Genomic DNA, 24,440 nt, shown 5'->3' with positions numbered 1-24,440 from the left:
CGCGGTCGCCATTGATGGCGACCTGCTATCACTTCTCGATCGGTAAATCGTCGCGGCTGCCCCATTCGCCCCACGAACCGTCGTACAGCGTCACATCCCGCACACCCAGCGAGGTGAGCGCCAGAATCACCACCACCGCCGTGACACCCGAACCGCAGCTGGCAATCACCGGCTGATCCAGTTTTACCCCTGCCTGAGCAAACAGATCGCGCAGTTCCGCTGCCGGTTTCAATTCACCATTTACCACTAAACTGTTCCACGGCACGTTCAGGCTGTTGGGAATATGCCCGCGCAACAAGCCCGGACGCGGTTCATCCACTTCGGCGTTAAAACGGTTCGCCGCACGGGCATCGACAATCTGCGCACCGCCTTCGTGGCTGATCAGCAGCACATCGGTCAGACGTTTCACCTGTGCGCCATCATAAGTCGCTTCGAATTCACCTTCCGGCAAACTAACCGGGCCGGTTGCGACATCGAAACCGGCTGCCTTCCAGCCCTGTAATCCTCCGGCCAGAATCGACACGTTTTCGCAGCCAAAGGCGCGCAGCATCCACCACGCACGCGGAGCCGAAAACAGGTTGCCTTCGTCATACACCACCAGATGTTTGTCCTGGCTGACGCCCAATTCGCGCATTGCCACCGCAAAGGATTCGGCGCGGGGCATCATGTGTGGATAAGCACTGGTGTGATCGGACAAGGCTTCAATATTGAAGAACGGCGCATTCGGCAGATGACCAGCCAGATATTCAGCCTGCACATCACGTACGGCTTCCTGGCCAGGCGGTAACATGCGGGCATCAAGCACCTGCAATGTTTCCTCGGTGTAATGTTCTTTCAACCAATCAGCGGACACAAACATGGCTGTCATAGCAACCTCTTCTCAGCAAACGGGAAACGACCAGTCTCCGGGAATGTGAACGCTATCTCAAGGGTGTGATTGCTAAAGTTGGCGGGTTGATGTGAAATTGCGCGGAATGACGTTTTCTTAACTTCTGGGACTGGTGAGGGAATTACCATGGCAAAACGTTTTAACCGGCTGCTGCTCAGCGCGCTGTTCGGTGCTGGATTACTGGGCGGCGGGACCTTGACGATACACGCGGAGGAAGCGGCAACCGCAACAGCAACGCAGAAATCGCTGTCGGTTATCGATCTCTCCGAGCTGCAACTCGACGGCGCCGCCGCGCTGGTGTTGACCTTCAACACGCCGCTTGAAGCGAAGCAGGATTTCGCTGCGCGCGTGCAGATTATCGATGAGAAAAGCGGCAAGGTTGATGGCGGCTGGGAGCTGGCGCCAAACGGTAAAGCGTTGCGTTTTCGTCATCCTGAACCGTCGCGCAAGTTGACGGTTAATGTCGATGCCGGTCTCAAAGCAGCAGATGGCAGCACCTTATCGAAATCTTTTAGCCAATCGCTCACCACGCGCGATATCCAGCCGATGGTGGGTTTTGCCAGTCGCGGATCGCTACTGCCGCTGCGTTTGACGCAGGGATTGCCGGTGCTGGCGCTGAATGTGAATAACGTCGACGTCGATTTCTTCCGCGTGAAAAACGCCTCGCTGGCCGATTTTCTGGCGCAGTGGAATTACGGCAACAATATGTCGTACTGGGAATCACGCGAGCTGCTGAAAAATGCCGATCTGGTTTACGGCGCCCGCTTCGATCTTAATCCGGCACGCAACACGCGCGAGAAAATGCAGCTGCCGCTGGGCGATGTCGATGCGCTGAAGCAGCCGGGCGTTTATCTGGCGGTGATGAAACAGGCCGGAACCTACAACTACACGCAACCGGCGACGCTGTTTACGTTGAGCGACATCGGTTTGTCGCTGCACCAATTCCCTGAACAGCTGGAACTGTTTGCCCAAAGCCTGACCAATGGCGCGCCACTTGATGACGTTAGCGTGCAGCTGCTGGATGAGAAAGGCAAACAACTCGCCAGTGGCACCAGCGACAGCTACGGTCATTTGCGTTTACCGGCGAATGCTAAAGGCAAGCTGCTGCTGGCGACACAAAAGGACCAAACTTCGCTGATCGATCTTAATCGTCCGGCGCTGGATCTGGCGGAGTTCCCGATTGATGGACCGCAAGGCTACGACAAACAGTTGTTCGTATTTGGTCCGCGCGATCTCTATCGTCCGGGTGAAACGGTGATCGTCAACGCGCTGCTGCGTGATGCTGATGGCAAACCGTTGCCGCCGCAGCCGGTGAAAGCCGACGTGGTGCAGCCGAATGGCGAAGTGTCGCAGACCTTTGTCTGGCAGCCGGAGAACGGCATCTATCAACATCGCTTCGCGATACCGGCTTCCGCAATGACCGGCGAATGGACGCTGCGTATCAACAGTGGCGACAACCAGCCGCGCAGTTGGACGTTCCACGTCGAAGATTTCCTGCCGGAGCGCATGGCGCTGGATTTGACCAACAGCGCGCAGCCGGTGGCGCCGGATGAGGACGTCACCTTTGTTGTTGAAGGCCGCTATCTGTACGGCGCGCCGGCTGCGGGTAACGAGCTGCAAGGGCAGCTGTTGCTGCGTCCCGCGCGTGAAGCGGTGGCCGCGCTGCCCGGCTATCAATTTGGCGACATCACTGAAGAGCTGAAACGTTCGCTCGATGATGTGGATGAGAAGCTGGATGAGAGCGGCAAGCTGCAGCTTAACGTTGAGAGCAGCTGGAAAGAGATCCATTCACCGCTCAATCTGATTCTGCAAGCCAGCCTGCTGGAAACCGGCGGCCGTCCGGTGACGCGCCGCGCGACTCAGGCGATTTGGCCGGCAGCGGCGCTGCCCGGCATCCGTCCGCTGTTTAGCAGTGAATCGGTATATGACTATCGCAGCGATCGTTATCACGATGAGCCGACCGTGGCAGAAAACAGCCTCGCGGAATTCGACGTGGTCTACGCCAATCCGCAGGGCGAAAAACTGGCGGCGTCAGATCTTGATGTGCGCCTGATCCACGAACGCCGCGACTATTACTGGAGCTTCTCTGACAGCGAAGGCTGGCAATCGCGCTTCGATCAAAAGGATCTGCAGGAGGATCAGCAGCGCATCTCTATTGCGGCGGGCGGCAGCCAGAAAGTGAGTTTCCCGGTGGAGTGGGGCACCTATCGCCTGGAAGTGCATGCCGGCGACAACATCATTAGCAGCGTACGCTTCCAGGCCGGATATGGGTGGCAGGACAATACCAACGGCACCGGCGCGCTGCGTCCGGATCAGGTCAAACTGAAAATTGATAAAACCGCCTATCAGGCGGGCGACATCGCACACGTACAGGTGGAGTCGCCTGCTGCCGGCAAAGGCTATCTGATGGTGGAATCCAGCAGCGGCACGCTGTGGTGGCAACCGCTGGAGGTTCCGGCGGGCGGCGCAACCATTGATGTACCGATTAGGGACAGCTGGAAGCGACACGATCTTTATCTCAGCGCCATCGTGGTGCGCGACGGCGACAAGGCCAGCGGCGTCACGCCGAAGCGCGCGGTGGGGTTACTGCATCTGCCGATGGCGACCGAAGCGCGCCGCCTCAGCTTAGCGCTCGACGCGCCGGATAAAATCCGTCCTGAGCAGACGCTAAAAGTGCAGGTCAAAGCCAGCCGTGAAGGTGGCGCATTACCGAAGCAGGTTCAGGTATTACTCTCGGCGGTGGACAGCGGTGTGCTTAACATCACTGACTACAAAACCCCGAATCCGTGGGAAGCGTTCTTTGGCCGCAAGCGCTATAACGCCGATCAATACGATGTGTTTGGTCAACTGATTGAAGGCGGTGGCAAACTGGCCGCGCTGCGCTTTGGTGGTGACGCCGACGATGCGGATGCGCTGTCGCGCGGCGGCAAAAAACCGGTCACCGACGTGCAGATCGTGGCGCAGCAGTTGCAGCCCGTAACGCTGGATGGCAATGGCGAAGGCATGCTGGAACTGCCGATTCCGGCGTTTAATGGCGAATTGCGTTTGATGGCGCAGGTGTGGAGTGACGACAGCTTCGGGTCGGCCGATCGTAAGCTGGTGGTTGCCGCGCCATTGATCAGTGAACTGGCGACGCCGCGCTTCCTGGCCAACGGCGATCAATCTACGCTGGCGCTGGATCTCACTAACCTCACCGATCAACCGCAAACGCTGAAAATCAACGTCAGCGCCAGCGGCCAGATCGTCCTGAACGGCAAAATCCCTGCCAGCGTGCAGCTGGCGCAAGGCGCGCGCACCACCTTGCAAATTCCAGTCAAAGCGCTGGGCGGCTTCGGTGAAGGCGAGGTACAGGTCAGGGTTTCCGGCATGAGTTTGCCGGGTGAAACGCTGGCAGCGAGCGAGCGTAAATGGAAAATTGGTGTGCGACCGGCGTATCCGGCACAAACGCTGAGTTTCGATAACGTGATGCAAACCGGCCAGAACTGGCAGGTGATGGCCAGCGCCTTCAATGGCTTGCAGCAGGATACCTTGAGCGGACAGCTGTCGCTCAGTAACCGTCCACCGCTGAATATCGCCAGCTATATCCGTTCGCTGTATGCCTATCCTTATGGTTGCCTTGAACAGACCGCCAGCGGTATTTGGCCGTCGGTGTTCACCAATCATGCGCAGCTGACGGCGATGGGCATCAAAACCAGTAACGATGAAGCGCGTCGCGCCTCAATTGATACCGGCATCGCGCGTCTTGCCGGCATGCAGCGCGGCAACGGCAGCTTTGGTTTGTGGAGCAAGGAGAGTCAGGAAGAGTTCTGGCTGACGGCTTACGTCACCGATTTCCTGCTGCGCGCCAGCGAAGCCGGGTACAGCGTGCCGGATGGCGTGATTACCCGTGCCGACGAACGTCTGCTGCGCTACCTGCAGGATCCCGCGCAGATCGAAACCAGCTGGAGCAGCGATGCCGATGGCTTGCGTTTCAGCGTGCAGGCTTATGCCGGATTGGTGCTGGCGCGTCAGCAGCAGGCGCCGCTCGGTGCGTTGCGTGCGCTGTATGAAAAGCGCGATCGGGCTAAATCGAGCCTGGCGATGGTGCAACTTGGCGTGGCGTTGAAGCTGATGGGCGATCAACAGCGCGCGCAACTGGCGCTGGCGCAGGGCATTGGCCTGGAACGTAAACCCAACAGCTGGCTCGGCGATTACGGCAGCCCGGTGCGAGATCGCGCGCTGATTCTGTCGCTGCTGACAGAAAACCAGCTGCTGCCGGAGATGCAAGGTCCGTTGTTGATCGAGCTAGCAAAAGCCGTGCACGGACAGCGCTGGTTCTCGACCCAGGAAAACAACGCGTTGTTCCTCGCCGCTCGCACCTTACAGCAGCACAAAGGCGAAAGCTGGCAGGCGACCCTGCAGGGTAAAGCGGAACCGCTCAGCAGTGATCAGCCGCTCAATATTGCCATGACGGAAGATCAGCTGCGTCAGGGCGTGTCGGTGAAAAGCGACAACGCATCGCCGCTTTACGGCACGCTGAATGTGGTGGGGTATCCGCGCACCGCACCGTCGCCGATGAGCAACGTGCTGCAGATCAGTCGTGAGTACTTCACGCTGGAGGGTAAGCCGGCGGATCTCACCAACCTGAAAAGTGGCGAGCTGCTGGTGGTGCGGCTTAACGTCGCGGCCAGCGAGCGCGTCAGTGATGCGCTGGTGGTGGATCTGCTGCCTGCCGGACTGGAGCTGGAAAACCAGAACCTGAGCGACAGCAGCGCCAGTTTAGGCGACAGTGCCGATGCGCTGAAAGAGAGCATGATGGATATGCAACAAGCCAACATCAAGCACATCGAATTCCGTGACGACCGCTTCGTCGCCGCGCTGGCGCTCGATGGCTACACGCCGGGCACGCTGCTGTATCTGGCGCGAGCGGTGACGCCGGGCAGCTATCGCCTGCCGCCGCCGCAGGTGGAATCGATGTATGTGCCGGAATGGCGCGCGATTGGCAGCACGCCGGAAAAACTCAATGTGCGTTAAGCATTGATGTCTGGAAGTAAGCGACTAAAGCGGTGGCGCTGGCTGCCGCTTTTTTTACTGCTGCTGCTGGCCGCGCTGTGGCTACTGGATCGCCTTACACCGCTACCGCTGCATGAGTTACAGCCGGCGCGCGTGGTGGTGGCCGAAGACGGTACGCCGCTGTGGCGCTTTGCTGACCCGCAAGGCATTTGGCGCTATCCGGTGACGCTGGAGGATGTCTCGCCTGCCTATATCGAGGCGCTGCTGACCTACGAAGATCGCTGGTTCTGGCATCATCCCGGCATCAATCCGATGGCGATTGTGCGTGCCGTCGGGCAGAACGTGCTGCATCACGGCGTGGTCTCCGGCGGTAGCACGCTCACCATGCAGGTGGCGCGACTTATCGATCCGCAACCGCGCACTCTGCGCGGCAAAGTGGTGCAGGCGTGGCGCGCGCTGCAGCTCGAATATCATCTCTCAAAACGCGACATCCTCACGCTGTATCTCAATCGCGCCCCTTTTGGCGGCACGGTGGAGGGCGTTGGCGCGGCGAGCTGGATGTGGCTGGGGAAACCGCCGTCCCAGCTCACCCAAGGTGAAGCGGCGCTGCTGGCGGTGTTGCCACAGGCACCAAGCCGCCTGCGTCCGGACCGCTGGCCTCAGCGCGCCGAAGCAGCACGCAATAAAGTGCTGGATCGCCTCGCGCAATATCACGTCTGGTCAGCGCAGGTTGTCGCCGATATCAAACAAGAAGCGGTGTGGCTGCCGCCGCGCCAAATGCCGCAACGTGCACCGCTGCTGGCCCGACGCCTATTGTCGCTGTCACCCGATACCAAAATCACCTCAACCATTGATGTGTCGCTGCAGCGCGAACTGGAGAATCTGGCGACGTCGCTGAAAAACAACTTACCGCCGCGCACCTCGCTGGCGCTGCTGGTGGTGGATCACCAAAACATGAAAGTGCGCGGCTATGTCGGATCGGTGGATTTCAATGACGACAGCCGTTTTGGTCACGTCGATATGATCTCGAGCGTGCGATCGCCAGGATCGGTGCTGAAGCCTTTTGTCTATGGCATGGCGCTGGATGATGGGCTGATTCATGGCGAATCACTGCTGCAGGATGTGCCGCGCCGCTTCGGTGACTATCGTCCCGGCAACTTTGACTCGGGCTTTCACGGACCGGTGAGCGCCAGCGCTGCGCTGGAGCGATCGCTCAATCTCCCGGCGGTGCAGTTGCTGGATGCGCTGGGGCCCAAAAGCGTCGCCGCGCGCTTGCGTAACGTGGGATTGAATCTGCGCTTTCCCGCTGGCGCAGAGCCCAATCTGTCGCTAGTGCTGGGCGGCACCGGCGCGCGCATGGATGAGATTGTGGCGGCCTACAGCGCCTTTGCCCGTCACGGCAATGCGGCGCAGTTGCGCTGGCTGACGACACAGCCGCTGCAGGAGAGGCCGCTGTTGTCGCCGGGCGCAGCATGGATTGTGCGGCGCATTCTGGCTGGCGCGGCGCAACCTCCGGCCAGCGGCGCGGTGCCGGAGATCGCGCCTTTGGCGTGGAAAACCGGGACCAGCTACGGCTATCGCGATGCATGGACGATTGGCATCACGTCGCGCTATCTGATTGGCGTGTGGGTTGGGCGGCCGGATGCCACGCCGGTCGCCGGGCAATTTGGTTTTGCCTCGGCGGTGCCGGTGATGAATCAGGTCAATAATGTGCTGGCGGGACACATGCCGGTGAGCGGTGCGCCGCGCGATCCGCGTCCGCTTGCGGTCAGCGCCATGAGCATTTGCTGGCCTGGCGGTCAGCCGTTGCCTCCCGGCGACGAGAACTGTCGCCAGCGTCGTCAGAGTTGGGTGTTGAATCAAACTGTGCCACCGACGCTGCTGGCGCCGGGGCAGGAAGGCGTCAATGGCTTGCGTCAGCGCTACTGGCAGAACAGCCGGGGATGGCGTGTGGCGGCCGATTGCCCGGATGCACAAAGTAGGGAGCGCCTGATGTGGCCGCTGCCGCTTGAACCCTGGCTGCCGGTTGCTGAACGCCGTGCGCAGCGCTTGCCGCCGATCGATCCCGCTTGTCCGCCGCGCAATCAGGGCAATGCGCCACCGATGGTGATTACTGGTGTGATCAACGGCCAGCGCGTACAGCCGCTGCCGGGTAAAGTAGTGCTGGTGATGCCGGTTGCGGTGCAGGGCGGGCAAGGTGAGCAGCGCTGGTGGTTCTTAAACGGAGAGCCGCTTGAGCGGGACGCGAGTAATAAGAGTGCGGCGCTGGTGCTGGATGAGCCGGGCAGTTATCAATTGGTGGTGATGGATGAAGCGGGGCAACTCTCATCGGTGTCATTTATCCGCGGTTAAGTGCATGGATATGGCATACTTTTTGCCTGCGCGCCCCGACAAAAATCAATTATTTTCAATAATTCCGCAAATCGCTAATAGGCAACGCGCTGCGATATCCCTATAATCGGCGCGTTTTCTTACCGGGAGGAGCTCCCGGATTCTTCAGGATGCTAACTAGAGGTCAACATGGCAATCGAACGTACTTTCTCAATCGTGAAACCAAACGCCGTCGCTAAGAACGTGATTGGTGCAATTTATAACCGTTTTGAAAGCGCGGGCTTCAAAATCGTTGGCGCAAAAATGCTGCACCTGACTAAAGAGCAGGCTGAAGGCTTCTACGCTGAGCACAACGGCCGTCCATTCTTTGATGGTCTGGTTGAATTCATGACTTCTGGTCCGGTTGTGGTTTCTGTACTGGAAGGCGAAAACGCCGTTCAGCGTCACCGCGATCTGATGGGTGCAACTAACCCAGACAACGCGCTGGCAGGGACTCTGCGTGCGGATTACGCGGACAGCTTCACCGAGAACGCGACCCACGGTTCTGACTCTGCTGAATCTGCAGCACGCGAAATCGCCTACTTCTTCGCAGAAAACGAAGTCTGCCCACGCACTCGCTAAGTGCGTTGATGGCCTGAGCGGACACCCGTCTTTACAGCTGTTCAACCTCTGTTAAACGGTTCCCCTGGCATCATGCAGCAGATGTAGTACAATTATGCGCCCTTGTTGAGCCAGCCTCAGCGAGGGCGCTGTTTTTTTCCTACTATTAACCAGAGCCGTAACGTGTAACAACGAGGCCAGAGAACATTATGTCCGAACAGATTGTGACGCCGTCGTCCGCTTCCCCCGTGGTTGTTTCCCCAAAAAACGAAAAAATTAACCTGCTGGATCTTAACCGTCAGCAGATGCGCGAATTCTTTCTTGAGATGGGCGAAAAGCCGTTCCGTGCCGATCAGGTCATGAAGTGGATGTACCACTACTGCTGCGATGATTTCGAGCAGATGACCGACATCAACAAAGTGCTGCGCGGTAAGCTGATGCAGCGCGCTGAAATCCGTGCGCCGGAAGTGGCGGAAGAGATGCGTTCCACCGATGGCACCATTAAATGGGCGATTCGCGTGGGCGACCAGCTGGTTGAAACCGTCTACATCCCGGAAGCGGATCGCGCAACCCTGTGTGTCTCCTCGCAGGTAGGCTGCGCGCTGGAGTGCAAATTCTGTTCGACGGCGCAGCAGGGCTTTAACCGCAACCTGCGCGTATCAGAAATTATCGGCCAGGTATGGCGCGCCGCGAAAATCATCGGTGCTGCGAAAATTACCGGTCAGCGCCCGATCACCAACGTGGTGATGATGGGCATGGGCGAACCGCTGCTGAATCTGAACAACGTGGTGCCGGCGATGGATATCATGCTGGACGACTTCGGTTTCGGCCTGTCAAAACGTCGCGTTACGCTGTCAACCTCAGGCGTGGTGCCGGCGCTGGATAAGCTGGGCGACATGATCGACGTAGCGCTGGCGATTTCACTGCACGCGCCGAACGATGCGATTCGTGATGAGATCGTGCCGATCAACAAAAAGTACAACATCGAGACTTTCCTTGCGGCGGTCAAACGCTACATCGGCAAGTCCAACGCCAATCAGGGCCGTGTGACCATCGAGTATGTGATGTTGGATCACGTCAATGACAGCACCGACAACGCGCATGAACTGGCGGCACTGCTGAAAGAGACGCCGTGCAAAATCAACCTGATTCCGTGGAACCCGTTCCCGGGCGCGCCGTATGGCCGTAGCTCCAATAGCCGTATTGACCGCTTCTCCAAAGTACTGATGGATTATGGTTTCACCACCATCGTGCGTAAAACCCGTGGTGATGATATCGACGCCGCTTGTGGTCAGCTGGCGGGCGATGTGATTGACCGTACCAAGCGCACGCTACGTAAGAAAATGGCGGGCGAAGCCATCTCTGTGAAGGCGCTCTGAAAGCCAGCGCCTGCTGATATTCAGCGGGCGTAACTCATGTCAGTCTCTCCACATATTTTTCATGGAGAGACTGAAATGCGTAAAGGATTACCCGCCGCGATTCTGGTTGGCTTTGTTGTAACCGGTTGTGTCAATCACCCTGCTAAGCAGAGTGCAGCGGATATCCGTCTGCAGCTCGGATTGCATTATCTGGCGGTGAAGGATTATGCCGCTGCACAGCGCAATTTATTGCGTGCTCAGCAGGCAGCGCCGAAAGATTATCGCGTGCCGTTGGCCCTGGCCCGTGTGGCGCAGGCGCAGCAGAACAGCGCACAAACCCGCTGGCACTATCAGCAGGCGCAGCAGTTAGCGCCGCTGAATGGTTATGTGGCTAACAATTACGGTGCGTTTCTCTGCGGTTTAAGGCAGTATGACGAAGCGCATCAACAGTTTAAGCTGGCAATTGAGGCGCAGGAAATCGATGCTCGTCAGGATGCATTCCTGTTTTCGGGCTATTGTTACCTGCAGGCTGATGAGAGTGCCGCAGCGCGCGAGCAGTTAGGTTACGCGCTGGATGCCGCACCGGAGCAGGGCAGTCAACTGCTGAGGGAAGTGGAAAGGCGGCTTGAACAGCAGGAACAGCAGTCGGTTCCGCTGCTTTTAGAAGTGTACCACCAGCGTTTGCCCGCAACGGCAGAGAGCCTGTGGTTACAGATACGTTTCGCCGCGCAACAGGGAAACGCTGCTGACGTTACACGTTATGGCGACCGGTTGGCGCGAAGTTTTCCACAATCGATACAGTACCAGCGTTATTTAGCTAATGAATACTGAAGCCACTCAAGAGAATTCTGCAGTACATTCCACAGGTGAACGCCTGCGTCTGGCCCGTGAGCAGATGGGGCTGACCCAGCAAAACGTCGCTGAACGCCTGTGCCTGAAACTTACTACCGTGCGTGATATTGAAGAGGATAAATCACCAGCTGATTTGGCTTCGACATTCCTGCGCGGTTACATTCGCTCTTATGCCCGTCTGGTGCATGTGCCGGAAGATGACCTGCTGCCGATGATGGCAAAACAGGCTCCGGTGCGCGCTGCCAGGATCGAGCCGATGCAGAGCTTCTCATTGGGTAAGCGTCGTAAAAAGCGCGATGGCTGGCTGATGATCTTCACCTGGTTGGTGGTTTTCGTCGTAGTCGGTTTGACCGGTGCGTGGTGGTGGCAGAACCATAAAGCATCACAGGCTGATTTGGTGTCGATGGCCGATCAAAACGGCAGCGGCGACAATAGCCAGTCCATTCCATTGGGCGACAACAGCACCGACAGCAATACCGATGCGGACACTAACGCTGCCGGTACGCCAGTCGATAACGGTGCTGGCGCAGCGGCCACGCCTGAAAGCAACGCCGGCGCACCTGCGTCGAGCATGAGCAACAATGCGCAAACCACCGGCAGCGACAACGCCGTGGTTTCGCCAAGCCAGGCTCCGATTGATACAGCGCCGCCTGCGGCGACCTCTCCGGCGCCAGCGAACAGCGTTCCTGCTGGTCAAATGCCTACCGCGAATGCGGCAGTCAGCCAACCGGCAGGCGATCCGAATGCCATCGTAATGAACTTCAAAGCCGACTGCTGGCTGGAAGTCAGCGATGCGACCGGCAAGAAGTTGTTCAGCGGTTTGCAACGTAGCGGCGGTAAGCTGAGTTTGTCCGGAACGGCTCCGTATCGTCTGAAAATTGGCGCACCGGGTGCGGTTGACGTGCAATATCAGAATCAGCCCGTTGATTTAAGTCGTTTTATCCGTAATAACCAGGTTGCCCGTCTGACGCTGGGTGCGCAATAACGCGCAGCGCGCTTTCCGGGTAATTGTGGAGAGAGAATATGCATAACGAAGCACCCATCATCCGTCGCAAATCAACACGGATTTACGTCGGCAAGGTGCCAGTTGGCGATGGTGCGCCCATCGCCGTTCAGTCAATGACCAACACCCGCACCACTGACGTGGACGCCACCGTTAACCAGATTCGCCAGCTTGAGCGCGTCGGGGTTGATATCGTGCGCGTCTCCGTTCCCACTATGGATGCGGCTGAAGCCTTCAAACTGATTAAGCAACAAGTCAACGTGCCGCTGGTCGCGGACATTCACTTTGACTATCGCATCGCACTGAAAGTCGCTGAATATGGCGTGGATTGTTTACGTATCAATCCAGGCAACATCGGTAACAATGAGCGCATTCGCCAGGTGGTGGATTGTGCGCGTCATTACAATATTCCGATCCGTATCGGCGTTAATGCCGGTTCGCTGGAAAAAGATCTGCAGGAAAAATATGGCGAGCCAACGCCGCAGGCGCTGCTCGAATCCGCGATGCGCCATGTGGATCACCTCGATCGCCTCAACTTTGATCAGTTCAAAGTGAGCGTCAAAGCCTCTGACGTCTTCCTTGCCGTTGAATCTTATCGTTTGCTGGCGAAAGCCATCGATCAGCCGCTGCACCTCGGTATCACCGAAGCGGGCGGCGCGCGTGCGGGTTCCGTGAAATCGGCGATCGGTTTAGGTTTACTGCTGGCCGAAGGCATCGGCGATACGCTGCGTATTTCGTTGGCGGCCGATCCGGTTGAAGAAGTGAAAGTCGGCTACGATATCCTCAAATCTCTGCGCATCCGCTCCCGCGGCATCAACTTTATTGCCTGCCCGACCTGTTCGCGTCAGGAGTTTGATGTCATCGGAACGGTCAATGCGCTGGAAGAGCGGCTGGAAGACATCATTACGCCGATGGATATTTCCATTATCGGTTGCGTGGTGAACGGTCCGGGTGAAGCGACAGTTTCTACCCTCGGCGTGACCGGCGGAGCCAAGAAAAGCGGCTTCTACGAAGATGGTGTGCGCCAGCGCGATCGTCTCGATAACAACGACATGATCGACCAGCTGGAAGCGCGTATTCGCGCTAAAGCCAGCATGCTGGATGAAAGCCGCCGTATCAACGTGCAGCAGCTGGAAAAATAATCGTGGTGCGCGCCTGTCGCGTGCCAGTTTGTGATTGAACCTGTGCGGTTTCATCCTCATAAGGTATGATGCCGCTCAGGTTTTTTTGTCTTAAGAGATTCTAACGTGGCGAAGAATATTCAAGCGATTCGCGGGATGAACGATTACCTGCCTGCAGATACCGCGATTTGGCAGCTTATTGAAGGCACCCTTAAGCAGGTGCTGGCCAGCTATGGTTACAGTGAAATCCGTCTGCCAATCGTTGAGCACACCCCGTTGTTCAGCCGCGCGATCGGTGAAGTCACCGACGTGGTTGAGAAAGAGATGTACACCTTTGAAGACCGCAACGGCGAAAGCCTGACGCTGCGTCCGGAAGGCACTGCAGGTTGCGTGCGCGCCGGTATCGAGCACGGTCTGCTGTACAATCAGGAACAGCGTCTTTGGTACACCGGCCCGATGTTCCGCTACGAGCGCCCGCAGAAAGGTCGTTATCGCCAGTTCCACCAGATGGGTGTCGAAGTCTTCGGCCTGCAAGGCCCGGACGTAGATGCTGAGCTGATCATGATGACCGCGCGCTGGTGGAAAGCGTTAGGTATTGCCGAGCACGTTGATCTGGAGCTGAACTCTATCGGTTCGCTGGACGCGCGTGCCAACTATCGCAGCGCGCTGGTAGCATTCCTTGAGCAACATCAGGACGTACTCGACGAAGATTGCAAACGCCGCATGTACACCAATCCACTGCGCGTGCTCGACAGCAAAAATCCTGACATCCAGAAACTGTTAAACGATGCGCCAACGCTAGGCGAATTCCTCGATGAGGAGTCACGCGAGCACTTCAGCGGCCTGTGTGCGTTGCTGGACGACGCGGGCATTAACTATCGCATTAACCAGCGTCTGGTGCGCGGCCTCGATTACTATAACCGTACCGTGTTTGAATGGGTGACCAGCAGCCTCGGTTCGCAGGGCACCGTGTGCGGCGGCGGACGTTACGATGGTTTAGTTGAACAGCTGGGTGGACGTGCCACGCCAGCGGTTGGTTTTGCGATGGGTATGGAGCGTCTGGTGTTGCTGGTGCAAGCGGTTAATCCAGAATTTGAACCGACGCGCATTGTTGATGTCTATGTTATCGCTTCGGGGCAGGGCGTTCAGTCCGCCGCGATGCAACTGGCGGAAAAACTGCGTGATGCTGATCCGGCACTGAAGATGATGACCAACTTTGGTGGCGGTAACTTCAAGAAGCAGTTTGCCCGTGCAGACAAGTGGGGCGCACGCATTGCGCTGGTGCTGGGCGAAGATGAAGTGAAAGCGGGCCAGGTTGTGGTGAAAGACCTGCGTACCGGCGATCAACAGACGCTGGCTCAGAGCGACGCCGCAGCAACGTTGCGCACGCTGCTGCAGTAAGCGCAGCACTGCAACAGCCATTTTAAAGAGAGGGATTGCGTGGAAGTTTACAGCAACGAAAACGAACAAGTTGACGCGCTGCGTCAGTTCTTTGCCAACAATGGCAAATTCCTGGCCGTTGGCGTAATCATCGGTATCGCTGCGCTGGGTGGCTGGCGTTTCTGGTCCAGTCATCAGGAAGGCACCGATAAAGCGGCATCAGCCGAATATCAACAGCTGACCAGTGCGATGCAGGCGGACAAGCCTGATTCGCTGGAAGCGGTCGCCACTTTCGCCAGCGAAAACAACAACACCTATGGTGCGTTGGCTTCGTTGGATCTGGCTAAGCAGTATGTTGAAACTAATCAGCTCGATAAAGCTATCACTCTGTTACAGAGTGGGCTGAAAGATACCAAAGATGCCAACCTGCAGGCGGTGATTAACCTGCGTCTGGCTCGCATTCAGTTGCAGCAAAGTCAGGCCGATGCCGCACTTTCTACCCTTAACAATGTTAAAGGTGATGGCTGGACAGCCATTGTGGCGGACATTCGTGGCGAAGCACTGCTGAGCAAAGGCGATAAGCAGGGCGCGCGTGATGCCTGGAGCAAAGGTGCTGAATCGCAGGCCTCTCCTGCGCTGAAGCAAATGCTGCAGATGAAGATGAATAACTTAAGTTAAGCCAGTCAAGAGAGCGCACATGGAATTACGTAAATACCTGCTGCCAGGGCTGATTTCAGTCACTCTGCTCAGCGGTTGCTCGCTGTTCAGCGGCGAAGAAGATGTAGTGAAAATGGCCCCGCTGCCTAAAGTGGAAAACCAGTTTACGCCGCAGACCGCGTGGAGCACCTCGGTTGGCGATGGCGTTGGTGATTTCTATTCCAATCTGCATCCAGCCTGGCTGGACGGTACCGTGTATGCTGCGGATCGTTTTGGTGTGGTTAAAGCGCTTGATGCCAGCAATGGTAAAGAGAAATGGAAAGTCGATCTCTCTGAGAAAACCGGCTTCTTCTCGAAAAACATCTCGGCACTGCTCTCTGGCGGCGTCACCGCCAGCGGCGATCGCATCTACATCGGTAGCGAACGTGGTCAGGTATTTGCGTTGAATACCAGCGATGGTGGCATTGCCTGGCAGACCAAGGTCGCCGGTGAAGCGCTGTCGCGTCCGGTGGTGAGCGACGGTTTAGTGCTGGTTCACACCAGCAACGGTATGTTGCAAGGCCTTGATCAGAGCACTGGCGTGATCAAATGGACCGTTAATCTTGATATGCCTGCGCTGTCACTGCGCGGTGAATCAGCCCCGACCGTGGCCTTTGGTGGCGCAATTGTGGGTGGCGATAATGGCCGCGTGAGCGCAGTCATCGTCAATCAAGGTCAGCTTATTTGGCAGCAGCGTATTTCGCAGCCAAGCGGCGCCACGGAAATCGATCGCCTGAGCGACGTCGATACTACGCCAGTCGTAGTAAACGGTGTGGTTTATGCGCTGGCGTATAACGGTAACCTCACCGCGCTGGAACTGCGTTCTGGTCAGGTGCTGTGGAAACGTGAGATTGGCGGCGTGAAAGACATGGTGGTGGATGCGGGTCGTATCTATCTGGTCGATCAGGATGACCGCGTGATTGCCCTGAATGCTGATGGTGGCGTAGCCATCTGGCGTCAAAGCGATCTGCTGCATCGTAATCTGACCTCGCCGGTGCTGTTCAACGGTTATCTGGTTGTCGGTGATAGCGAAGGTTATCTGCACTGGATTAACACCCTTGACGGCCGCTTCGTGGCGCAGCAGAAACTGGACAGCGATGGCTTCCAGACTGAACCGGTGGTTGCCGGTGACAAGCTGCTGATCCAGGCGAAAGGCGGAGAAGTTTACGCCATCACCCGTTAAGGATATGGCTCTGCGGGAACGCGTTTCCCGCTCGCTTACACGGCTCCTGATTCGTCAGGGGCCGTTTCGTTTTTAGTCAGGCATGGTATTCTTTGCGCCTTCAGCCTGACGCCTGGCGTCAAATGTCGTTATAATCACGCCATTCGGGCGAATTATTTTAAAAACTGAGGCAAGTGTTATGGTACCTGTGGTCGCGCTGGTTGGGCGTCCCAATGTGGGAAAATCTACGCTATTTAACCGTTTAACACGCACACGTGATGCGCTGGTGGCGGATTTTCCTGGACTGACTCGCGATCGCAAATATGGTCGCGCCGAAGTGGAAGGGCGCGAATTCATTGTTATTGATACCGGCGGTATTGATGGCACCGAAGAGGGCGTAGAAAACCGCATGGCGGAGCAGTCGCTGCTGGCGATTGAAGAAGCCGATGTGGTGCTGTTTATGGTGGATGCGCGCGCGGGCGTAATGCCGGCGGATCAGCAAATCGCTAATCATCTGCGTGCCCGTGAGAAAGCCACCTTTGTTGTCGCCAACAAAACTGACGGTATCGACCCGGAAGCGGCGGTGCTGGATTTCTATGCGCTGGGCTTAGGCGAGATTCACGCCATTGCAGCTTCGCATGGCCGCGGCGTTAACAGCCTGCTGGAAACCGCACTGTTGCCGTGGATGGAAGAAATCGTTCCAGAAGTCGAGCTCACTGAAGAAGAAGAGAACGCTGCTTATTGGGCCGATTTAGAAGAAGAGAGTGAGAAGGCGCTGGAGGAAGAGGAAGAAGAAGATTTCGACCCAACCACACTGCCAATCAAACTCGCTATCGTTGGCCGCCCGAACGTGGGTAAGTCAACGCTAACTAACCGCATTCTTGGCGAAGACCGTGTCGTGGTCTTCGACATGCCGGGCACCACGCGCGACAGCATCTATATTCCGATGGAACGTGACGGACGTGAGTATGTCCTGATTGATACCGCTGGCGTACGTAAGCGCGGTAAAATCACCGAAACCGTCGAAAAATTCTCAGTTATCAAAACGTTGCAAGCGATCGAAGATGCTAACGTGGTAATGCTGGTGATTGATGCCCGTGCCGGAATCTCCGATCAGGATCTCTCGCTGCTCGGCTTTATCCTGAACAGTGGGCGCTCACTGGTGATCGTGGTCAACAAGTGGGATGGCATGACGCAGGAAGCCAGAGATGAAGTCAAAGAGATGTTGGACTTCCGCCTGGGCTTTATCGATTTTGCGCGCATCCACTTTATTTCCGCCCTGCACGGCAGCGGCGTCGGCAACCTGTTCGAATCGGTGACCGAAGCGTACGACTGCTCTACCAAACGTGTGGGCACCGCAATGCTGACGCGCATTATGACCATGGCCGCCGACGATCACCAACCGCCGTTGGTGCGGGGTCGCCGCGTGAAGCTGAAGTATGCGCACGCCGGTGGTTATAACCCGCCAATTGTGGTGATTCACGGCAACCAGGTGAAAGATCTGGCTGATTCCTATAAGCGTTACCTGATGAACTACTTCCGTCGTTCACTCAACGTTATGGGGACGCCGATTCGCATTCAGTTCAAAGAAGGCGATAACCCGTACGCGGGCAAACGCAACCTGTTGACGCCAACGCAGCAGCGTAAACGTCAGCGTCTGATGTCGCATCTGAAGAAGAACAAGCGTTAAGATGAGAAGGGCCCAGCAGGGCCCTTTTTTTTCACCTGTAACTTGTAGTGGCGCCATTTATGGCGGCCGCCATCCAAAGCGCAGAGGATAATGGATGAACTTTTCCTGCCCAACCTGTCAGCAACCACTCACTCTCAGTGAAACCGGTTTTGACTGCCCCAATTGTGAACGTCATTTCGATCGTATCGCCTTATGCCCGGATTGCCATCAGCCGTTACAAGTGCTGAAAGCCTGTGGCGCTGTCGACTACTTTTGTCAGCACGGCGACGGTCTAATCTCGAAAAAGCGCGTCGAATTTACGCCTGCCTTCATCGCAGATTAAAAACTCCGGATTCCACGCCTAGAGTTATTAACCAGTTACGCCTGGATTTGTAGCAAAAATGCTATTAACCAGTGACTGCCGCGTTATGGATATTCACTTTTTATTGTACCAAGTGGTACAATCCTGCCGCCTTGTCGCGAGAATCACTCTCACCTACGTTGTGTCCTCGCTCACAAGCGCCGAATCACGGGCATTGCACCCGTATCAATAGATATAAAATAAAGCGTAACGGAATAGTTCCTGTCTCCCGCTGCGGCTGGGGCCTTGTCATCGGCTGCCACAGATTTATCGGCGCCAGCGCTTTATTTTTTCAGGAGAGTTTTTGTTATGGCAGAAAATTCCGCTCGTCCCGGCAAAGGGCTGAGCATCTGGTCCGTACTGTTTGGCCTGGTCTTGCTGGCAATCGGCTTGTTCTTCGCAATCGGCGGCGGCAAGCTGGTCGCGCTGGGCGGCAGCTGGTACTTCCTCATCGCCGGTATCGTTATGTTGCTGGCGGCCATTCAGTTCTTCCGTCGCAAATCATCCGCCGTCACCCTGTTTATTCTGGTGTTTGCTGGCACGCTGATTTGGTCACTGTATGATGCAGGCCTGCATTTCTGGCCGCTGGTCTCGCGCTTGATGGTGCCGGCCGGCTTGATGCTGTTTGCATTCCTCACCTGGCCAGCCCTGCGTAAAAGCGAAGGCAAAAGCTCCCTGGCAAAAGTCTCTTATGTGCTGTCTGCGGTGATCGTGGTGGGCATGGTGGCGACTTTCGTGCAGATGTTCCAGCCGCATCCTACCGTGGCATTTGACGGTAAACAGCTGCCGCTGATTCCGGTCGATAAATCAAAACCTCAGCAAGACTGGAGCAGCTACGGCCGTACGCCGGGTGGCGACCGCTTCGCTGCCATCGATCAGATTACCCGCGATAACGTGAAAGATCTGCAGGTTGCCTGGACTTTCCACACTGGCGATACGCCAATCAGCCCAACCGGTAACGGTGCGGAAGATCAGCAAACCCCGCTGCAGGTGGGCAACACGCTGTTCCTGTGCACCCCGCATAACAATGTGATTGCGGTTGCCGCAGACAGTGGTAAGGAAATCTGGAAACGCGAAATCAACGCGCAGGCAGAAGTGTGGAACCGCTGCCGTGGCTTAGCCTATTTCGATGCGACTAAACCCCTGCAGCAGCCAACCGAGCCGGGTTCAACGCCGGTTACTGCCGCTGTGCTGCCTGCTGGCGACACCTGTCAGCGTCGTATTCTGATGAACACCATTGATGCGCGTCTGATTGCTATCAACGCCGACAACGGTGAGCTGTGCGACACCTTCGGTACGCACGGTGTGGTTGACCTGAAAACCGGTCTGGGCAGTGCGCCAGATCCGCAATATCAGTTGACGTCACCGCCAGCGATGGCCGGTACCACTGTTGTTGTGGGTGGTCGTGTCGCCGATAACGTACAGACCGACATGCCTGGCGGCGTGCTGCGTGGTTTTGACGTCATCACCGGTCAGATGCGTTGGGCGTTTGACCCAGGCAACGACGACCCCAATGCGGTGCTGATGCCGGGTAAAAATTACACCCGCAGTACGCCAAACTCATGGGCGCCAATGTCTTACGATCCGGCAATGAACACCGTGTTCCTGCCGATGGGTAGCTCGTCAGTGGATCTGTGGGGTGCGAACCGTACCAAACTGGATCACACTTACGGCGCATCAATCCTGGCGTTGGATGCCACCACCGGTAAGCAGAAGTGGGTTTATCAGACCGTGCATAACGATCTGTGGGACTTCGACCTGCCAATGCAGCCGAGCCTGGTCGACTTCCCGATGAAGGATGGCACTAACAAGCCAGCCGTCGTTATCGGCGCGAAAACCGGCATGATCTGGGTGCTGGACCGCCTGACCGGCAAGCCTTTGACCAAAGTTGAAGAGCTGCCGATGCCGCAGGGTCACATCCCGAACGAGCAGTACACCAAAACTCAGCCGCACTCTGTGGAAATGCCAAATATCGGCAACCAGAAAATGACGGAATCGGATATGTGGGGGGCAACACCGTTTGATCAGCTGGCGTGCCGTATTGCCTTTAAAGGCATGCGTTACGATGGTCTGTTCACCGTGCCGGATACCGATAAATCCCTCAGCTTCCCAGGTTCACTGGGTGGTATGAACTGGGGCGGTATCTCGTTTGACCCGAACAACCAGTACATGTTCGTTAACGACATGCGTCTGGGCCTGTGGGTACAGATGATCCCACAAGACACCAGCAAAACGGCGGCCAGCAACGGTGGTGAAGCCATCAACACCGGTATGGGTGCGGTTCCGCTGAAAGGTACACCGTACGCGGTGAACAAAAACCGCTTCATGTCGCCGCTGGGCATTCCGTGCCAGGCTCCGCCGTTCGGTACGCTGTCAGCGATTGACATGAAAACCCGTCAGATCGTGTGGCAGGTGCCAGTGGGTACGGTAGAAGATACCGGTCCGTTTGGTATCAAAATGCGCGCGAAAATGCCAATTGGTATGCCGACCTTAGGCGGCACGCTGGCAACGCAGGGTGGCCTGGTGTTCATCGCGGGTACGCAGGATTACTATCTGCGCGCTTTCGATAGCTCAACCGGTAAAGAGGTGTGGAAAGCACGTCTGCCAGTCGGCAGCCAGGGGGGGCCAATCAGCTATGTTTCGCCGAAAACCGGCAAACAGTACATCCTGATCTCCGCAGGCGGTGCACGTCAGTCGCCAGACCGTGGTGATTACGTGATTGCTTACGCGCTGCCAGACAGCAAGTAAGTTAAAAAAAGAGAAAGGCCGACATCATGATGTCGGCCTTTTTTTTATCACCCTCCGTGGCACATCTCTTCCTTTAAGGCACCTTAATTACTGCTGCTTAGAAGGGCGACGGCTTTTTTGACCTCCTTTTCTTCCAGCTTCCCTGGCTCTTTCAGGATCGTTTCTGAAATTACCCCCACTGACTTTGCCGCCAGCGCTACCGGCTTCCCTGGCGCGCTCCGGGTCCTCTGCAAAGTTCCCGGCACCACCTCGTTGCTTTTTTTGTGTCATAGCAGAGACCTCATCTAAGGGTGTTTTCTTCGACGTGGACTAGCTAGCCACATAATGAGTATAGTCAATCAGTTACGCTCTGCCTTGAGAGATCTCCGATAACCTATTCACCGTCTCGCCACAGCGATTGCAGCTCGGGGGGCGCCAGTTGTTCGGGAATTAAAATCACGAAACTTCCCGCTTCGCGATGGGTAGCATAGGTGATTTGAATGCGGTAGTAACGCTGATCGCCACGACCGACATTTGCCGCCTGATCTTCCGTTTCCCCCAAGGGCATTGCCTGTTCCAGTACTTCGCAGACGCGCTGCTTTTGCGGTTCCGGCAGTTCCGCCAGCGCAAAGCGCCGTTCGCCGCGCAGTTTAGGGATAAAAGCGATTCCGCCTTCCCGCGCCAGCTCGATGATTGCGTCATCGGTCAGTTGGATGTCCATGTTACGCCTACCTGCTGCCAGGCGGATTGGATCTTTTCCGCCACTGAGCTGTTGAATCGTTGATTGGCGTGCTGCACGGTAAAGCGCGCAAAGGTGCTGAAATCGGCATCCTGTGGCAGCGTTTTGTCGCACAGCGTGTCGTACCAGGCTTGACCGGCCTGCTCCCACGCAAAGCCGCCCAGCGCTTTGGCGGCGAGGTAAAAAGCGCGATTGGGAATGCCAGAATTGAGGTGCACGCCGCCGTTGTCGTCACGCGTTTCGATATAGTGCGCCATATCGGCCGGTTGAGGATCTTTACCCAGCACCGGATCATCGTAGGCCGTTCCCGGTGACGACATCGAGCGCAATCCGCGCCCGTTGATGCCCTGCGCCAGTAACCCTTCGCCGATAATCCAGTCGGCCTGATCGGCGCTCTGCTTGAGGTGAAATTGCTTCACCAGCGAACCAAACACGTCAGACATCGATTCATTCAGCGCGCCTGCCTGTTGGAAATAGATCAATCCCGCTTCGGTTTCTGTCACGCCGTGCGTCAGCTCGTGTGCCACCACATCCAGCGCGATAGTAAAGCGATTGAAAATCTCGCCGTCGCCGTCACCAAACACCATCTGCTGCCCGTTCCAGAAGGCGTTCTGATACTCCTTGCCGTAATGCACGGTGCCATCGAGCTTGAGGCCTTTATTGTCCAGCGAGTTGCGTTGGTAGATTTGCCAGAAGAAATCGTAGGTAATGCCGAGATAGTTCCAGGCTTCTTCTGCTGCAACATCACCATTTCCCGGCTGGCCTTCTTCGCGCACCAACGTGCCGGGCAGATTTTGCGTCCCTTCGGCGTCATAGATAGCACGCAGCACCGTGCCTGGCTGAGCGGTGGCGGTGCTTGCTGGTTTAGCGTTATGTTCGCCCATCAAGTGCTGGACGTGGGTGAGGGTGCGGCGCGCATAGTCTTGCTGCGCGCCGGAGCAGTTATCAATGATATTGCGCAGAATGTAGGGAGGAATAACGCTGTAAGACATAAAAAAACTCCTGGCCATTGAGGTACATGCCAGAAGTATAGTTTTCCCGCTATGAACGCGCTTTGCGGCTCCGGGATTTCTGCGGTTCGAGTGCGGTAACCTGGCTTTCCACCCAGCCATCGTCCAGCCGGGTGCGCAGCAAGTCGCCTTTGCTCAGCTGTTGGGTTTTCTTCACCACCTGACCTTGGGTGTCGGTGGTTACGCTGAAGCCACGCGCCAGCGTCGCCAGCGGGCTCACGCCTTCCAGCTGTGCCGCCAGCGTGCCAAAGCGCTGACGATTGTGATTGAGCTGCTTCTCCATGCCCTGCTGTAAGCGATAATGCCATTGCTGGAGCTGCTGCTGAGCGCGCAGAATACGTCCCTGCGGCTGCTGGGCGTTAAGGCGTTGCAGCAGGCGATCCTGCTGACGATTGGCCACACGCATGCGCTGGTCCATCGCTTCACCGAGACGGCGCTGCAGCTGGAAGAGCGCGGTTTGCTGGCGTGCCAGACGCAGCTGTGGATGCTGCTGCTGCAAGCGGTGCTGAATGCGCGTGAAACGACGCTGCTGCTGAGCCAGATAGAAATCCATCGCCATCTCCATGCGCTGCTGCTGCGACTGCAAACGGCGCAACAGTTCAAGCTGATTACGGCTCACCAATTCTGCCGCAGCAGACGGCGTCGGCGCACGTAAATCCGCTACGAAGTCAGCGATAGTGACATCGGTTTCATGCCCAACGGCGCTGACAATCGGCAGGCGGCTGGCAAAAATCGCCCGCGCCACGCGCTCGTCATTGAAGCTCCACAAATCTTCCAGCGAACCGCCGCCACGACCGACAATCAGCACGTCACACTCATCGCGCTGGTTAGCCAGCTCAATGGCACGCACAATGCCAGCCGGCGCATCCACGCCTTGCACCGCGGTGGGATAGATAATCACCGGCAGTGAAGGATCGCGTCGATGCAGCACGCGCAGCACGTCGTGCAGCGCCGCGCCGGTGGCGGAGGTAATCACGCCCACCTGACGCGCTGGATCCGGCAGCGGCTGTTTGAACTGTTGATCGAATAAGCCTTCCGCGGCTAAACGCGCTTTCAGCTGCTCGAATTGCTGCTGCAGCAAGCCTTCACCGGCCGGATGCATGCTTTCGATAATCAGCTGATAATCGCCGCGCGGCTCATACAGCGTGATGCTGGCGCGCACTAACACCTGCTGGCCATGTTGAGGACGGAAGGTGACGCGACGATTGCTGTTGCGGAACATCGCGCAGCGCACTTGTGCGCCATCATCCTTCAACGTGAAGTACCAATGACCGGAAGAGGGCTGAGTGAAATTTGAAATTTCAGCGCTGAGCCACACCAGGCCCATCTCATTTTCCAGCAGTTGGCGCACCGTGGTGTTCAGGCGGCTGACGGTAAAAATATTGGCGGTTGGCGGTAGCGACATGTGATGTAGATCAAATTTTAAATCAGAGGGTTAATCAACTGATACTACATTGCTTGCCCCGAGGATCAAGACTTTTTCTGAAAAAACACTGGAGGCAATCGGTTTCGGCCTGTATAATGCCGCGGCAATATTTTATCTGTTTTAA

Annotated in this window: 18 protein-coding genes; 13 read left to right on the top strand and 5 right to left on the bottom strand. The window is 56.9% G+C overall.

Annotated elements, in window-relative coordinates; genetic code table 11:
• Positions 1–28: 28 nt before the first annotated feature.
• A complete protein-coding gene (sseA, locus tag KVT28_RS13965) occupies positions 29–868 on the bottom strand; it encodes a 3-mercaptopyruvate sulfurtransferase (protein WP_101763482.1) in 840 nt (279 codons plus the stop codon).
• A gap of 147 nt (positions 869–1,015) precedes the next feature.
• Between sseA and KVT28_RS13960 the strand changes: the two genes are divergently transcribed.
• From KVT28_RS13960 to KVT28_RS13900, 13 genes are all read left to right on the top strand, one after another.
• A complete protein-coding gene (locus tag KVT28_RS13960; protein ID WP_217548981.1) occupies positions 1,016–5,902 on the top strand; it encodes an alpha-2-macroglobulin in 4,887 nt (1,628 codons plus the stop codon).
• Between the two features lie 6 nt (positions 5,903–5,908).
• Positions 5,909–8,233 carry a peptidoglycan glycosyltransferase PbpC gene (gene pbpC, locus KVT28_RS13955; protein WP_217548980.1) on the top strand — a complete coding sequence of 775 codons (2,325 nt, stop codon included), beginning with the start codon at positions 5,909–5,911 and terminating at the stop codon, positions 8,231–8,233.
• A 168-nt stretch (positions 8,234–8,401) separates the two neighbouring features.
• Complete coding sequence (gene ndk / locus KVT28_RS13950; RefSeq protein WP_084936146.1) at positions 8,402–8,833, top strand: nucleoside-diphosphate kinase; 432 nt, start codon at positions 8,402–8,404, stop codon at positions 8,831–8,833.
• Positions 8,834–9,021: 188 nt separating this feature from the next.
• Positions 9,022–10,191: a bifunctional tRNA (adenosine(37)-C2)-methyltransferase TrmG/ribosomal RNA large subunit methyltransferase RlmN gene (locus KVT28_RS13945; protein WP_007884898.1), complete on the top strand. Its 1,170-nt coding sequence runs from the start codon at positions 9,022–9,024 to the stop codon at positions 10,189–10,191.
• A 75-nt stretch (positions 10,192–10,266) separates the two neighbouring features.
• A complete protein-coding gene (gene pilW, locus KVT28_RS13940; RefSeq protein ID WP_217548978.1) occupies positions 10,267–11,001 on the top strand; it encodes a type IV pilus biogenesis/stability protein PilW in 735 nt (244 codons plus the stop codon).
• The gene (gene rodZ / locus KVT28_RS13935) at positions 10,991–12,007 is read left to right on the top strand and encodes a cytoskeleton protein RodZ (RefSeq protein ID WP_110866463.1); all 1,017 of its coding nucleotides are present in this window, start codon (positions 10,991–10,993) and stop codon (positions 12,005–12,007) included. The genes pilW and rodZ overlap by 11 nt, the downstream gene beginning before the upstream one ends.
• A 38-nt stretch (positions 12,008–12,045) precedes the next feature.
• Positions 12,046–13,167: a flavodoxin-dependent (E)-4-hydroxy-3-methylbut-2-enyl-diphosphate synthase gene (ispG, locus tag KVT28_RS13930; RefSeq protein WP_101763487.1), complete on the top strand. Its 1,122-nt coding sequence runs from the start codon at positions 12,046–12,048 to the stop codon at positions 13,165–13,167.
• Positions 13,168–13,272: 105 nt separating this feature from the next.
• Positions 13,273–14,547 (top strand): histidine--tRNA ligase, encoded by a 1,275-nt coding sequence (gene hisS / locus KVT28_RS13925; RefSeq protein WP_217548976.1) that lies wholly within the window; start codon positions 13,273–13,275, stop codon positions 14,545–14,547.
• Positions 14,548–14,586: 39 nt separating this feature from the next.
• Entirely contained in the window at positions 14,587–15,204 is a 618-nt protein-coding gene (locus KVT28_RS13920) for a YfgM family protein (protein WP_101763489.1), read from the top strand.
• Positions 15,205–15,223: 19 nt separating this feature from the next.
• Entirely contained in the window at positions 15,224–16,405 is a 1,182-nt protein-coding gene (gene bamB, locus KVT28_RS13915) for an outer membrane protein assembly factor BamB (RefSeq protein ID WP_110866466.1), read from the top strand.
• Between the two features lie 178 nt (positions 16,406–16,583).
• Positions 16,584–18,074 (top strand): ribosome biogenesis GTPase Der, encoded by a 1,491-nt coding sequence (gene der / locus KVT28_RS13910; protein WP_101763491.1) that lies wholly within the window; start codon positions 16,584–16,586, stop codon positions 18,072–18,074.
• 94 nt (positions 18,075–18,168) lie between these two features.
• Positions 18,169–18,396: a zinc ribbon domain-containing protein gene (locus KVT28_RS13905; RefSeq protein ID WP_101763492.1), complete on the top strand. Its 228-nt coding sequence runs from the start codon at positions 18,169–18,171 to the stop codon at positions 18,394–18,396.
• 327 nt (positions 18,397–18,723) lie between these two features.
• Positions 18,724–21,162, top strand: coding sequence for a glucose/quinate/shikimate family membrane-bound PQQ-dependent dehydrogenase (locus KVT28_RS13900; RefSeq protein WP_101763493.1), 2,439 nt, complete (start codon positions 18,724–18,726; stop codon positions 21,160–21,162).
• An 87-nt stretch (positions 21,163–21,249) separates the two neighbouring features.
• Here the strand turns inward: KVT28_RS13900 and KVT28_RS13895 are convergent, their stop codons facing one another.
• The 4 genes from KVT28_RS13895 to xseA form a co-directional block, all read right to left on the bottom strand.
• Positions 21,250–21,432 carry a general stress protein gene (locus tag KVT28_RS13895; protein ID WP_045814915.1) on the bottom strand — a complete coding sequence of 61 codons (183 nt, stop codon included), beginning with the start codon at positions 21,430–21,432 and terminating at the stop codon, positions 21,250–21,252.
• A 103-nt stretch (positions 21,433–21,535) separates the two neighbouring features.
• Entirely contained in the window at positions 21,536–21,862 is a 327-nt protein-coding gene (locus KVT28_RS13890; RefSeq protein WP_217548974.1) for a protealysin inhibitor emfourin, read from the bottom strand.
• Positions 21,847–22,872 carry a M4 family metallopeptidase gene (locus tag KVT28_RS13885; RefSeq protein WP_192233017.1) on the bottom strand — a complete coding sequence of 342 codons (1,026 nt, stop codon included), beginning with the start codon at positions 22,870–22,872 and terminating at the stop codon, positions 21,847–21,849. Before KVT28_RS13885 ends, KVT28_RS13890 begins: the two co-directional genes overlap by 16 nt.
• Before the next feature lie 49 nt (positions 22,873–22,921).
• Positions 22,922–24,295, bottom strand: a complete 1,374-nt coding sequence (gene xseA / locus KVT28_RS13880; RefSeq protein WP_110866471.1) for an exodeoxyribonuclease VII large subunit — start codon at positions 24,293–24,295, stop codon at positions 22,922–22,924.
• Between the last annotated feature and the right edge of the window lie 145 nt (positions 24,296–24,440).

Source organism: Pantoea sp. GbtcB22 (genome assembly GCF_019091025.1).
Lineage (GTDB): Bacteria > Pseudomonadota > Gammaproteobacteria > Enterobacterales > Enterobacteriaceae > Pantoea > Pantoea leporis.
The sequence above is the reverse complement of the archived record's forward strand: the minus strand, read 5'-3'. Positions and strand labels throughout refer to the sequence as shown.

Excerpts from the sequence above, each read along its gene's own strand:
- pbpC (WP_217548980.1), top strand. The coding sequence starts at position 5,909 with ATGTCTGGAAGTAAGCGACTAAAGCGGTGGCGCTGGCTGCCGCTTTTT.
- KVT28_RS13945 (WP_007884898.1), top strand. The coding sequence starts at position 9,022 with ATGTCCGAACAGATTGTGACGCCGTCGTCCGCTTCCCCCGTGGTTGTT.
- KVT28_RS13885 (WP_192233017.1), bottom strand. The coding sequence starts at position 22,872 with ATGTCTTACAGCGTTATTCCTCCCTACATTCTGCGCAATATCATTGAT.
- KVT28_RS13960 (WP_217548981.1), top strand. The coding sequence starts at position 1,016 with ATGGCAAAACGTTTTAACCGGCTGCTGCTCAGCGCGCTGTTCGGTGCT.
- KVT28_RS13905 (WP_101763492.1), top strand. The coding sequence starts at position 18,169 with ATGAACTTTTCCTGCCCAACCTGTCAGCAACCACTCACTCTCAGTGAA.
- bamB (WP_110866466.1), top strand. The coding sequence starts at position 15,224 with ATGGAATTACGTAAATACCTGCTGCCAGGGCTGATTTCAGTCACTCTG.
- pilW (WP_217548978.1), top strand. The coding sequence starts at position 10,267 with ATGCGTAAAGGATTACCCGCCGCGATTCTGGTTGGCTTTGTTGTAACC.
- rodZ (WP_110866463.1), top strand. The coding sequence starts at position 10,991 with ATGAATACTGAAGCCACTCAAGAGAATTCTGCAGTACATTCCACAGGT.
- sseA (WP_101763482.1), bottom strand. The coding sequence starts at position 868 with ATGACAGCCATGTTTGTGTCCGCTGATTGGTTGAAAGAACATTACACC.
- xseA (WP_110866471.1), bottom strand. The coding sequence starts at position 24,295 with ATGTCGCTACCGCCAACCGCCAATATTTTTACCGTCAGCCGCCTGAAC.
- ndk (WP_084936146.1), top strand. The coding sequence starts at position 8,402 with ATGGCAATCGAACGTACTTTCTCAATCGTGAAACCAAACGCCGTCGCT.
- KVT28_RS13890 (WP_217548974.1), bottom strand. The coding sequence starts at position 21,862 with ATGGACATCCAACTGACCGATGACGCAATCATCGAGCTGGCGCGGGAA.
- der (WP_101763491.1), top strand. The coding sequence starts at position 16,584 with ATGGTACCTGTGGTCGCGCTGGTTGGGCGTCCCAATGTGGGAAAATCT.
- KVT28_RS13900 (WP_101763493.1), top strand. The coding sequence starts at position 18,724 with ATGGCAGAAAATTCCGCTCGTCCCGGCAAAGGGCTGAGCATCTGGTCC.
- KVT28_RS13895 (WP_045814915.1), bottom strand. The coding sequence starts at position 21,432 with ATGACACAAAAAAAGCAACGAGGTGGTGCCGGGAACTTTGCAGAGGAC.
- ispG (WP_101763487.1), top strand. The coding sequence starts at position 12,046 with ATGCATAACGAAGCACCCATCATCCGTCGCAAATCAACACGGATTTAC.